Origin of the sequence: Pseudoduganella sp. LjRoot289, assembly GCF_964252925.1 — a bacterium.
Classification (GTDB): Bacteria; Pseudomonadota; Gammaproteobacteria; order Burkholderiales; family Burkholderiaceae_D; genus Rugamonas.
Window position 1 is genome coordinate 3199240 of sequence record NZ_CAXUPN020000001.1, and the last position, 11698, is coordinate 3210937.

The following is an 11698-nucleotide window of genomic DNA, read 5'->3' on the forward strand; positions in this document are numbered from 1 at the left end:
CTGGCAAAACGATTTTCCACTATCTGTTGCGCGTCCAATACCCCGGTTGCGCATATACCTGCTTTAACTCATCTATAAAGAACCGTATCTTGGCAGGCAAGTGCCTTTGCTGTAGAAATACCGCCATGATGTCGTAGTCCGGCAGCGCGAAATCATCGAGCACGGTGATCAGGCTGCCCTCGGCCAGCTGCGCCTGGATCTCCCAGGTCGAGCGCCACGCCAGCCCCAGCCCCTCGCACGCCCAGCGGTGCAAGAGCTCGCCGTCGTTGCAGTCCAGGTTCCCTTGCACCTTGATCGTCACCGGCTTGCCGCCTTGCTGGAAATACCAGCCGCGCTGCTGGCCGCCCTGCAGGTTGAAGGCCAGGCAGTTGTGCTGCGCCAGGTCGTCCAGCGTGCGCGGAATGCCGTGCCGGTGGAAGTAGTCGGGTGTACCGCAAACAACACGCCGGTTCCTGGCCAGCTTCACCGCCACGAAACTCGGATCGATCACGCCGCCGATGCGGATGCCCACGTCGTAGCCCTCGCGCACCAGGTCGATCACCTGGTCGGTCAGGTTGAAGGACACCTGCACTTCCGGATTGGCGGCCACGAACGCCGGCGCGTGCGGCGCAACATGCTGGCGCCCGAAGGACGCCGGCGCGGACACGATCAGGTGGCCGGTGGCCTTGTGCCGCCCTTCCGAAATATTGCGCTCGGCGACCTCGAAGTCCGAGAGCAGCTTGCGGCAGTCGTCGAGGAAGACGTTGCCCTGTTCGGTGAGCGTCAGATGGCGCGTGGTGCGGTGCATCAGTTTCACGCCCAGGCGCTTTTCAAGCGCATCGATCCGCCGTCCCAGCATCACCGGCGTGATGTTCTGGACCAGCGCCGCGCGCGCCAGGCTGCCCTTCTCGACCACCGATACAAACGCTTCAATTTCTTTGAATTTATCCATGGCTGCATTATTCCATACTCTAAGTATCGAATAAACCGATATTTTGTGGCCTTATCAAGAAGATGGATCAGCTATAGCATACAAAACATCAACAACGCATTCTGCACAATAACTCTAGGAGAACACCATGGCAAAGATGACGGCAGCCGAAGCGGCAGTCCATGTAATGCAAAAAGAAGGCATTTCGGTCGCATTCGGCGTACCGGGCGCGGCCATCAACCCGCTGTACGCGGCGTTGAAGAAGAACGGCGGCATCAAGCACATCCTGGGCCGCCACGTCGAAGGCGCATCCCACATGGCTGAAGGATACACCCGCGCCGCCGCCGGCAACATCGGCGTGTGCATCGGCACCTCCGGCCCGGCCGGCACCGACATGATCACCGGCCTGTACTCGGCCCAGGCCGACTCGATTCCTATCCTGTGCATCACCGGCCAGGCGCCGCGTGCCCGCATGCACAAGGAAGACTTCCAGGCCGTCGACATCGCGTCCATCGCCAAGCCGGTGACCAAGTGGGCCACCACCGTGCTGGAACCGGCACAGGTGCCGCGCGCCTTCCAGCAAGCCTTCCACCTGATGCGTTCCGGCCGTCCGGGTCCGGTGCTGATCGACCTGCCGTTCGACGTCATGATGGCGCAGATCGAGTTCGATCCGGAAACCTACGAGCCGATGGAAGTGTACAAGCCGCGCGCCACCCGCGCGCAGGTTGAAAAAGCGATCGGCATGCTGAACGACGCCGACAAGCCATTGATCACCGCCGGCGGCGGCATCATCAACGCCAACGCGTCCAAGCTGCTGCAGGAATTCGCCGAAATCGTCAACGTGCCGGTCATCCCTACCCTGATGGGCTGGGGCACCATACCCGACGACCACCCGCTGATGGCCGGCATGGCCGGTCTGCAGACCTCGCACCGCTACGGCAACGCCACCGTGCTCGCTTCGGACTTCATGATCGGCATCGGCAACCGCTGGGCCAACCGCCACACCGGTTCCGTCGACGTGTTCACCGCCGACCGCACCTTCGTCCACATCGACATCGAACCGACCCAGATCGGCCGCGTGTTCGGTCCCGACCTGGGCATCGTCTCCGACGCCGGCCTGGCGCTGGAGCTGTTCATCGAAGTGGCAAAGGAATGGAAAGCGGCGGGCAAGCTGAAGGACCGCACCGGCTGGGTACACCAGTGCCAGGAACGCAAGCGCACCATGCTGCGCAAGACCCACTACGACGACGTGCCGGTCAAGCCGCTGCGCGTGTACGAAGAAATGAACAACTACTTCGGCCGCAACACCCGCTACGTGTCCGCCATCGGCCTGTCGCAGATCGCCGCCGCGCAGTTCCTGCACGTGTACGAGCCGCGCAACTGGATCAACTGCGGCCAGGCCGGCCCGCTGGGCTGGACCATCCCCGCAGCGCTGGGTGTCCGGGCCTCCGATCCGACCACCGACATCGTCGCGATCTCGGGCGACTACGACTTCCAGTTCCTGATCGAGGAACTGGCCGTGGGCGCGCAGTTCAAGCTGCCCTACATCCACGTGCTGGTCAATAACAGCTACCTGGGCCTGATCCGCCAGTCGCAGCGCGGTTTCGACATGGACTTCTGCGTACAGCTGGCCTTCGAGAACGTCAACGCGCCGGAACTGAACGGCTACGGCGTGGACCACGTCGCCGTCGTCGAAGGCCTGGGCTGCAAGGCGATCCGCGTGCACAAGCCGGACGACATCATCCCCGCGTTCGAACGTGCCCGCGAACTGATGGCGCAGCACAGCGTGCCGGTGGTGGTCGAGATCATCCTGGAGCGCGTGACCAACATCGCCATGGGCACCGAGATCAACGCCATCAATGAATTCAACGACATCCTGGATGTCGCGTAAGCGAGGAGTAGAACATGCCTAAATTCGCCGCCAACCTCACCATGCTGTTCAACGAACTGCATTTCCTGGACCGCTTCGGCGCCGCCTCGCGCGCCGGGTTCAAGGGTGTGGAGTTCCTGTTCCCGTACGACTTCGAACCGGAACAGCTGTCCGAGAAACTGCACCAGTTCCAGCTCGAGATGGTGCTGCACAACCTGCCGGCCGGCCACTGGGCTGGCGGCGAACGCGGCATCGCCTGCCTGCCGGACCGCGTCAGCGAGTTCGAATACGGCGTTGAAATGGCGCTGCGCTACGCCAAGGCGCTCGGCACGCAGCGCATCAACTGCCTGGTCGGCATCCTGCCGCCCAACGTGGAACGCGCCAAGGCGCAGGACACGCTGGTACGCAACCTGAAGTTCGCGGCCGCCGCGCTGAAGAAGGCCGGCATCCCGCTGCTGATCGAGCCGATCAACACCGTCGACATTCCGGGCTTCTTCCTGTCGGGTACCCGCCAGGGCCTGGAGCTGATCGAAGCGGTCGGTTCGGACAACCTGTTCCTGCAGTACGACATCTACCACATGCAGCGCATGGAGGGCGAACTGGCCAACACCATCAAGGCCAACCAGTCCGTCATCAAGCATATCCAGCTGGCCGACAATCCGGGCCGCTTCGAGCCAGGCACCGGCGAGATCAACTACCGCTACCTGCTGAACTACCTGGACGAAATCGGCTACGACGGCTGGGTGGGCTGCGAGTACAAGCCGAAGAGCAGCACTGTGGACGGCCTGGGCTGGATCCAGCAACTGGCCGCATAAACCTAACATTCATCACGGAGAACTAACATGGCAAACCTCGGATTCATCGGACTGGGCATCATGGGTGCCCCAATGGCAGGCCACCTGCAAGCCGCCGGCCACAAGCTGTACCTGCACGACATCAAGAACCCGCCAGCGAACCTGATCGACGGCGGGGCCACCGTGTGCACCTCGGCCTCTGAAGTGGCCAAGCGCGCCGACATCATCTTCCTGATGGTGCCGGACACCCCGCACGTCGAAGAAGCGCTGTTCGCCGAAAACGGCGTGGCCGCCGGCCTGACCGCCGGCAAGATCGTGGTCGACATGAGCTCGATCTCGCCGATCGCCACCAAGGAATTCGCCAAGAAGATCAACAAGAAGAGCTGCGCCTACCTGGACGCGCCGGTGTCCGGCGGCGAAGTGGGCGCCAAGGCGGCCTCGCTGACCATCATGGTCGGCGGCCCTGCCGAAGCATTCGAAACCGTCAAGCCGCTGTTCGACCTGATGGGCAAGAACATCACCCTGGTCGGCGGCAACGGCGACGGCCAGACCACCAAGGTGGCCAACCAGATCATCGTGGCGCTGAACATCCAGGCCGTGGCCGAAGCGCTGCTGTTCGCCTCCAAAGCCGGCGCCGACCCGGCCAAGGTGCGCGAAGCGCTGATGGGCGGCTTCGCCTCGTCGCGCATCCTGGAAGTGCACGGCGAACGCATGGTCAAGCGCGCGTTCAACCCGGGCTTCCGCATCCAGCTGCACCAGAAGGACTTGAACCTGGCGCTGCAAGGCGCCAAGCAGCTGGGTGTGTCGCTGCCGAACACCGCCGCCACGCAGGAACTGATGAACGCCTGCTCGGCCAACGGCCTCGGTGGCCTCGACCACTCCGCGCTGTGCCAGGCCATCGAATTGATGTCCAACCATAAGATCGCCCAGGGCTGATCCGCTTGAACGGCGGGCCGATCCGGCCCGCCTTACCGAACACAGAAGAAAGAACACACCATGTCCGTTCCAGAACCTCGCCAGCTCTTGCTCGACCTGTACAACGCAGCGGTCAGCGCCGTCCATCCGCGCACCCTCGTGTCCGAATTCCTGCCGCAGCCGCCCGTCAACGGCAAAACCCTCGTGATCGGCGCCGGCAAGGGCGCGGCCGCGATGGCCGAGGCGGTCGAGCGCAACTGGAAGGGACCCATCTCGGGCCTGGTGGTCACCCGCTACGGCCACGGCGCCAACACCCAGCACATCGAAGTGGTGGAAGCCTCGCACCCGGTACCGGACGAAGCCGGCCAGCGCGCCGCCGCACGCATGCTAGCCATGGTGCAGGGCCTGACCGAAGACGACCTGGTGCTGTGCCTGATCTCCGGCGGCGGCTCCGCCCTGCTCGCGCTGCCCGCCGAAGGCATCACGCTGCAAGAGAAACAAGCACTGAACAAAGCCCTGCTGCGCAGCGGCGCCGCCATCGGCGAAATGAACTGCGTGCGCAAGCACCTGTCCGCGATCAAGGGCGGCCGCCTGGCGCTGGCCTGCGGCAAGGCGCGCGTGGTCACGCTGCTGATCTCCGACGTGCCGGGCGACGACCCGCGCGTGATCGCCAGCGGCCCCACCCTGCCGGACGCGACGACGAGTGCGGATGCGCTCGCGATACTGCGCAAGTACAAGATCGACATCCCGCAAAGCGTGCACACCCACCTGGAATCGGCCGCCAGCGAGACGCCGAAGCCGGGCGATCCACGCTTCGAGCGCCACAGCCACCACGTCATCGCCACCGCGCAGGACGCGCTGGAAGCGGCGGCGTCCAAGGCGCGCAGCGCCGGCCTGACGCCCTACATCCTGTCCGACGGCATCGAAGGCGAAGCGCGCGACATCGGCCTGATGCACGCCGCCCTGGCGCGCCAGGTCATCGCGCGCGGCCAGCCCTTCGCCCGGCCTTGCGTCATCCTGTCCGGCGGCGAAACCACCGTCACGGTGCGCGGCAACGGCCGCGGCGGCCGCAACGTCGAATTCCTGCTCAGCCTCGCGCTGGCGCTGGAAGCGGCGCCCGGCGTGCACGCCATCGCCTGCGACACCGACGGCATCGACGGTTCGGAAGACAACGCCGGCGCCCTGTACGCGCCGGACACCCTGGCCCGTGCCGAGGCCAAAGACGTCAGCGCCAAAGCCCTGCTGGCCAACAACGACGGCTACAGCTTCTTCAGCGCCCTGAACGACCTCGTGACCAGCGGCCCGACCCGCACCAACGTCAACGACTTCCGCGCCATCCTCATCCTGTAAGCCCCCTGGCGCGCCGCGCTTCCCGCGCGGCGCGCCATGCGTTTGCTCCATCCCTTGCTTTATCCATAATCAGAAGAGACAAATCATGCGCCGTGAACGTAAAGCCAAAATAGTGGCCACATTGGGCCCAGCAAGCTCCGACCGCAACACCATCCAGGCACTGTTCGAAGCGGGTGCGGACGTGTTCCGCTTCAACTTCAGCCACGGCAGCCACGCCGACCACCAGCTGCGCCACACCATCGTGCGCGAAATCGAGCGCGACCTGGGCCGCCCCATCGCCATCCTGGCCGACCTGCAAGGACCCAAGCTGCGCATCGGCCAGTTCGCCGGCGGCAGCATTACGCTGGGCGCGGGCGCCGAGTTCGTGCTGGACCAGAATCCCGCGCCGGGCAACGCCACCCGCGTCTGCCTGCCCCACCCCGAACTGTTCGCCGCCGTGAGCACCGGCCAGTCATTGCTGCTGGACGATGGCCGCGTGCGCCTGGAAGTGCTGGCCAGCGACGACAGCGTGATCCGCACCCGCGTGGTGAACGGCGGCGTGCTGTCGGACCGCAAGGGCGTGAACGTGCCGGACGCGGTGCTGCCCATCCCGGCGCTGACCACCAAGGACAAGAATGACCTGGAATTCGCCCTGAGCCTGGGTGTGGACTGGGTTGCGCTGTCCTTCGTGCAGCGCCCCGAGGATGTGCAGCAGGCGCAGGCGCTGGTCAAAGGCCGGGCCGGCGTGCTGTCCAAGCTGGAGAAGCCTGCCGCGCTGGACCGCCTGGAAGAGATCATCGTCGCGTCGGACGCGGTGATGGTGGCGCGCGGCGACCTGGGTGTGGAACTGCCGCCCGAGCGCGTGCCCGGCGTGCAGAAGCGCATCGTGCGCATGTGCCGCAAGCACGGCAAGCCGGTGGTGGTGGCCACGCAAATGCTGGAATCGATGGTCAGCGCGCCGGTGCCGACCCGCGCCGAAGCGTCCGACGTGGCGAACGCCGTATACGAAGGCGCAGACGCGGTCATGCTGTCGGCCGAATCGGCCAGCGGCGCCTACCCGGTGCAAGCGGTGGCCATCATGAACCGCATCATTTCCGAAGTCGAGCGCGACCCGTCCTACCAGGCGCTGATCGATGCCCAGCACGAAGACCCGCTGCCGACCAAGGGCGACGCCATCTGCGCCGCGCTGCGCAACGTCACGCAGATCATCGGCGTGGTGGCGACGGTGACGTACACCACCTCCGGCCACAGCAGCCTGCGCGCCGCGCGCGAGCGGCCGGCCGCACCCATCGTCAGCATCACGCCCAACCGCGACACCGCGCGCCGCCTGGCGCTGGCCTGGGGCGTGCACAGCACCGTCAGCGCGGACGTCAACAGCGTCGACGAGATGGTGGCGGCGGCATGCCGTACCGCGCTGCGCGAGGGTTTCGTCAAGACCGGCGACCAGATCGCCATCGCGGCCGGCACGCCGTTCGGCCAGCCCGGCACCACCAACTTGCTGCGCCTGGCCGAAATCTGGCCGCAGTAGAAGCCATGCAGGGCGCTTGGGCATAGCCCCCCTAACACGATGCGCTAAGCCGCCACGCGCCACCGGCGGGGCAAGGCGGCTTGCCGCACGCGTGTGACAAAGCGCTCATCCGTCCTGCCTCAGGAGGCGTCCTTCAGCTGTTCCAGGATAGCCGGATTCTCCAGCGTGGAAATGTCCTGCGTCAGCGCTTCGCCCTTGGCCAACACCCTCAGCAAACGCCGCATGATCTTGCCCGAGCGTGTCTTGGGCAAGTTGTCGCCGAACCGGATCTCTTTCGGCTTGGCGATCGGCCCGATCTCCTTGCCCACCCAGTTGCGCAGCTCCAGCGCGATTCTCTTCGCATCCTCGCCCGTCGGGCGCGCCTGCTTGAGCACCACAAAGGCGCAGATCGATTCGCCGGTGGTCTCGTCCGGCTTGCCGACCACGGCCGCCTCGGCCACCAGCGGATTGGCCACCAGCGCCGACTCGATTTCCATCGTGCCCATGCGATGGCCGGACACGTTCAGCACGTCGTCGATGCGGCCGGTGATGGTGAAGTAGCCGGTGTCCTTGTCGCGGATGGCGCCGTCGCCGGCGAGGTAATATTTTCCGCCCAGCTCTTCCGGGAAGTAGCCGGCTTTGAAGCGTTCCGGATTGTTCCAGATGGTGCGTATCATCGACGGCCACGGACGCTTGACCACCAGGATGCCGCCCTGCCCGTCCGGCACGTCCTGTCCGGCTTCGTCGACGATGGCCGTCATGATGCCCGGCAGCGGCAGGGTGCACGATCCCGGCACCATGGGCGTGGCGCCCGGCAGCGGGGATATCATGTGGCCGCCCGTTTCGGTCTGCCAGAAAGTATCCACTATCGGGCAGTGTTCATTGCCCACGTTCTTGTAATACCACATCCACGCTTCCGGATTGATCGGCTCGCCCACCGTGCCGAGCAGGCGCAGCGAAGACAGGTCGTAGTTCTTCGGATGCACTCTCGGATCGACGTCGGCCGCCTTGATCAGCGAGCGGATCGCCGTCGGCGCGGTGTAGAAGATGCTGACCTTGTGCTTGGCCACGGTCTCCCAGAAACGGCCGGCGTCCGGGAACGTCGGGATGCCTTCGAAGATGATCTGCGTCGCGCCCACCGCCGTCGGGCCGTAGGCGATGTAGCTGTGCCCCGTCACCCAGCCGATGTCGGCGGTGCACCAGTAGACGTCGGCCGGTTTGATGTCGAAAGTCCATTTCATCGTCAGCGCCGCCCACAGCAGATAGCCGCCGCTCGCGTGCTGCACGCCCTTCGGCGTGCCGGTGGAGCCGGACGTGTACAGGATGAACAGCGGATGCTCGGCGTCCACCCATTCCGGTTCGCACTGCGCGCTCTGGCCTTCGACCAGGTCGTGCAGCCAGATGTCGCGGTCGGAAACGTGGGTGACACCGCCGCCGGTGCGCTGGTAGACGATGACATCCTTGACGCTGCCGCAGCCGCCCATGGCCAGCGCTTCGTCGACGATGGACTTGAGCGGCAGACGCTTGCCGCCGCGCTGCTGCTCGTCGGCGGTAATCACGGCCACCGCGCCGGCGTCGATGATGCGCTCCTGCAGGGACTTGGCGGAGAAGCCGCCGAACACCACCGAGTGCGTGGCGCCGATGCGCGCGCACGCCTGCATCGCGGCCACGCCTTCCACCGACATCGACATGTAGATGATGACGCGGTCGCCTTTTTTGATGCCGCGCGATTTCAGGCCGTTGGCGAATTTGCAGACTTTCTCGTGCAGTTCTTGATAGCTGACCTTGGTGACCGCGCCGTCGTCCGCTTCGAAGATGATGGCGGCCTTTCCGCCGTTGCCGTTTTCCAGGTTGCGGTCCAGACAGTTGTAGGACACGTTGAGCTTGCCGCCTTCGAACCACTTGTAGAACGGGGCCTCGTCTTCGTTCAGCGTGCGCGCGAACGGCTCTTTCCAGGCCAGGTTCTCGCGCGCCAGGCGCGCCCAGTAGCCTTCGTAGTCCCGCGCCGCCTCGTCGCACAAAGCGCGGTACGCTCCCATTCCCGCTATATTGGCTTGCGCCGCAAAGGCCGGCGGCGGGGGGAAGCTGCGTTCTTCGTGCAGATTGAAATCATTCTCCGACATGATGGTCTCCTAGATAACTATTCAGTTTCACGTGCCAGCAACGCCAGCACGGTATCGATACGGTTGCCTTCACAACTCAGGACCAGTCCACCTTCGAACACAGGCGCCGTGAGCCCGGTCAGCACCGAGCCGCTGGGCATCTCCAGCGCCACCCTGGCGCCGCGTTCCCATGCGTGGCGCGCAGTGTCGTACCAGTGCACCTGGCATGCCATGTTGGCGGCCAGGTCGTCGCGGATCGCCGCCGGATCGAACAGGGCGCGCGCGCGGCTGCCGCTGAGGTAGACGGCCTTGGGCCGCGACAGCGCCACGCCGTCGAACGCTGCGCGCATGGCGCGGGCCTGGCCGGCCAGCAGTTCGCAGTGCGAGGGCACGCTGACCGCCAGCCGTTCCGCCCTGCTGGCGCCGGCCGCCACCGCAAGCGCGCCGGCTTCCCGCAGGGCGTCGTCCAGGCCTGCAATGACCTGCTGGCGCGGCGCGTTCAGGTTGGCCAGATAGACCGGCGTGGCAGGCGTGTGGACGCGGGCGACCACGCTTTCCAGCTGGCCCTGATCAAGGCCGCTGACGGCCCACATGCCGTAACCGTGCGGGTAGCCCTGCTCCATCAGTTCCGCCCGGCGCGCCACCAGCCGCACGGCATCGGTATAGGAGATCACGCCCGCCGCCACGGCTGCCGGATAAGCGCCTATGGACAAGCCCGCCACCATGTCCGGCACGGCGCCGTGCGCCGCCAGCACTCGCGCCATGGCGACACCGGCGACCAGCAGGCACAGCTGGGCTGCCACCGTGGACGCAAGCGCGGCCGATGTATCCAGCGCGAGCGGGTCGCGGCCGAGCGCTGCGGCCGTTTCAGCCAGCGTGCGGGCCGTTTCCGGATGGCTGGGCAGCGCGTGCAGCATGCCCGCCTTTTGCGCGCCCTGGCCGGGGAAGGTGTACAGCACGCTCACTTTGCCGCTCCGCGCGGCCGGGGATGGGCGCAAGTGTGCGGATCCATGGCTCAAGCCACCAGCGACCTGGTGGCGAAATACAGCAGCGACGGTCCAAGCAGACAGCCAAGGCCGGTGTGGAAGGTGGCCACCAGCGTCCCGTATGGCACCAGCGTGCGGTCGGTGGCGGCCAGCCCCGCCGATACGCCGCTCACCGTGCCGGCCAGGCCGCCGAACACCATCGCCGAACGCGGCGTCTTCAAACCCAGGAAACCGGCGGCGATCGGCGTGCCGACCATCACCAGGATAGCCTTCACCAGGCCGGTGGCGATGCTGAGCGCCATGACCTCGGAACTGGCGCCGATCGCCGCGCCAGTCACGGGGCCGACGATATACGTCACCGCGCCCGCCCCGATGGTGGTCATGCTGACCGCATCGGTGTAGCCGAAAGAATAAGCCACGGCGGCGCCGACGATAAAGGGCAGCACGGTCCCCAGCACCAGCGCCACCACGCCTATCATCCCGGCCTTGCGGGCCTCGCTGGCCTGCACTTCGAACGCGGTGGCGACAATGGCGAAGTCGCGCAGCATGGCGCCGCCCATCAGGCCGATGCCGCTGAACAGCGACAGGTCGGCCAGCCCTTTCTGGCCGCCCGTGTGGCCGCCGCCCCAGTAAGCCAGCCCCAGGCCGATCAGGATGGCGATGGCCGAGCCGTGCACGCGGCCAAAGGTCAGGCGGCGCGACAGCTGCATCGACACATACATGATCAGGCCGACCACGGCGAAAGCGGTCACCAGGCCGTTGTGCAGCACGGCTTTTTCGAGCATTTCTATCATGATGTTCTCCCTATGCGGTCTTGGCGGTGACGGACGGTTCGCGCACGGCGCTGGCGCCGGCCGATTTTTCGGTGCGGTTGATCAGCGCAATGGTGCAGGCGCACAGCGCCAGCGCCCCCATCGCAGCCAGCAGCGCCACCGGGCCGCCGCGCAAGGCGGCCACCACGTTCTGCTGCGCGGCCATGGCCACCACCACCGGGATGTACATCGCGCCCCAGAAAGTGACGCCCAGTTCCGTGGTCTGCGGCATCAGGCCGCGTTTGTGCATGTAGAGCCGCGCGCAGATCAGCAATATCATGGCGATGCCGACCCCGCCCACGTTGGTTTTCACGCCGATCAGGGCGCCCAGCAGGTCGCCCAGGAAAATGCCCAGCAAGTGGCAGACAGCCAGCAATGCGGTACCGTAGATAATCATGATGTCTCCTCCGATTCAAAGTTGAAGTGCGGCGGCCGCCGTTTCTTGTTGTGCTGGCCCCCGCCGTTTTACCGCA

General features: G+C 65.7%; 10 protein-coding genes. 5 read left to right on the forward strand and 5 right to left on the reverse strand.

Going from position 1 to position 11698, the window contains the following annotated elements; all coding sequences use genetic code 11:
* Positions 1-19: 19 nt before the first annotated feature.
* Entirely contained in the window at positions 20-931 is a 912-nt protein-coding gene (locus ACSQ8Y_RS13465; protein ID WP_436266978.1) for a LysR family transcriptional regulator, read from the reverse strand.
* A 127-nt stretch (positions 932-1058) separates the two neighbouring features.
* Here ACSQ8Y_RS13465 and gcl point away from each other — a divergent pair, with 127 nt between their 5' ends.
* The 5 genes from gcl to pyk all read left to right on the forward strand — a co-directional run bounded on the left by gcl (position 1059) and on the right by pyk (position 7346).
* Positions 1059-2801, forward strand: a complete 1743-nt coding sequence (gene gcl / locus ACSQ8Y_RS13470) for a glyoxylate carboligase (protein ID WP_436266979.1) — start codon at positions 1059-1061, stop codon at positions 2799-2801.
* Positions 2802-2815: 14 nt separating this feature from the next.
* Positions 2816-3595, forward strand: a complete 780-nt coding sequence (hyi, locus tag ACSQ8Y_RS13475; RefSeq protein WP_436266980.1) for a hydroxypyruvate isomerase — start codon at positions 2816-2818, stop codon at positions 3593-3595.
* 27 nt (positions 3596-3622) lie between these two features.
* Complete coding sequence (locus ACSQ8Y_RS13480; protein WP_436266981.1) at positions 3623-4510, forward strand: 2-hydroxy-3-oxopropionate reductase; 888 nt, start codon at positions 3623-3625, stop codon at positions 4508-4510.
* 60 nt (positions 4511-4570) lie between these two features.
* Positions 4571-5839 (forward strand): glycerate kinase type-2 family protein, encoded by a 1269-nt coding sequence (locus ACSQ8Y_RS13485; protein ID WP_436266982.1) that lies wholly within the window; start codon positions 4571-4573, stop codon positions 5837-5839.
* Between the two features lie 85 nt (positions 5840-5924).
* Positions 5925-7346 (forward strand): pyruvate kinase, encoded by a 1422-nt coding sequence (pyk, locus tag ACSQ8Y_RS13490; RefSeq protein WP_436266983.1) that lies wholly within the window; start codon positions 5925-5927, stop codon positions 7344-7346.
* Positions 7347-7465: 119 nt separating this feature from the next.
* Here pyk and acs read toward each other — a convergent pair whose 3' ends face one another.
* Genes acs through madL form a run of 4 tightly spaced genes read right to left on the reverse strand, consistent with a single transcriptional unit; the run spans position 7466 to position 11622 of the window.
* Positions 7466-9448, reverse strand: a complete 1983-nt coding sequence (gene acs, locus ACSQ8Y_RS13495; RefSeq protein ID WP_436266984.1) for an acetate--CoA ligase — start codon at positions 9446-9448, stop codon at positions 7466-7468.
* A gap of 17 nt (positions 9449-9465) precedes the next feature.
* Positions 9466-10392 carry a malonate decarboxylase subunit epsilon gene (gene mdcH, locus ACSQ8Y_RS13500; RefSeq protein ID WP_436266985.1) on the reverse strand — a complete coding sequence of 309 codons (927 nt, stop codon included), beginning with the start codon at positions 10390-10392 and terminating at the stop codon, positions 9466-9468.
* A gap of 50 nt (positions 10393-10442) precedes the next feature.
* Positions 10443-11207 carry a malonate transporter subunit MadM gene (madM, locus tag ACSQ8Y_RS13505; protein ID WP_436266986.1) on the reverse strand — a complete coding sequence of 255 codons (765 nt, stop codon included), beginning with the start codon at positions 11205-11207 and terminating at the stop codon, positions 10443-10445.
* A 10-nt stretch (positions 11208-11217) separates the two neighbouring features.
* Positions 11218-11622 carry a malonate transporter subunit MadL gene (madL, locus tag ACSQ8Y_RS13510; protein ID WP_436266987.1) on the reverse strand — a complete coding sequence of 135 codons (405 nt, stop codon included), beginning with the start codon at positions 11620-11622 and terminating at the stop codon, positions 11218-11220.
* Positions 11623-11698 lie beyond the last annotated feature (76 nt).

What these genes read in the sequence shown, in the direction of transcription:
- acs (WP_436266984.1), bottom strand. Translation starts at nt 9,448, where the DNA reads ATGTCGGAGAATGATTTCAATCTGCACGAAGAACGCAGCTTCCCCCCG.
- ACSQ8Y_RS13465 (WP_436266978.1), bottom strand. Translation starts at nt 931, where the DNA reads ATGGATAAATTCAAAGAAATTGAAGCGTTTGTATCGGTGGTCGAGAAG.
- hyi (WP_436266980.1), top strand. Translation starts at nt 2,816, where the DNA reads ATGCCTAAATTCGCCGCCAACCTCACCATGCTGTTCAACGAACTGCAT.
- madL (WP_436266987.1), bottom strand. Translation starts at nt 11,622, where the DNA reads ATGATTATCTACGGTACCGCATTGCTGGCTGTCTGCCACTTGCTGGGC.
- gcl (WP_436266979.1), top strand. Translation starts at nt 1,059, where the DNA reads ATGGCAAAGATGACGGCAGCCGAAGCGGCAGTCCATGTAATGCAAAAA.
- ACSQ8Y_RS13485 (WP_436266982.1), top strand. Translation starts at nt 4,571, where the DNA reads ATGTCCGTTCCAGAACCTCGCCAGCTCTTGCTCGACCTGTACAACGCA.
- pyk (WP_436266983.1), top strand. Translation starts at nt 5,925, where the DNA reads ATGCGCCGTGAACGTAAAGCCAAAATAGTGGCCACATTGGGCCCAGCA.
- madM (WP_436266986.1), bottom strand. Translation starts at nt 11,207, where the DNA reads ATGATAGAAATGCTCGAAAAAGCCGTGCTGCACAACGGCCTGGTGACC.
- ACSQ8Y_RS13480 (WP_436266981.1), top strand. Translation starts at nt 3,623, where the DNA reads ATGGCAAACCTCGGATTCATCGGACTGGGCATCATGGGTGCCCCAATG.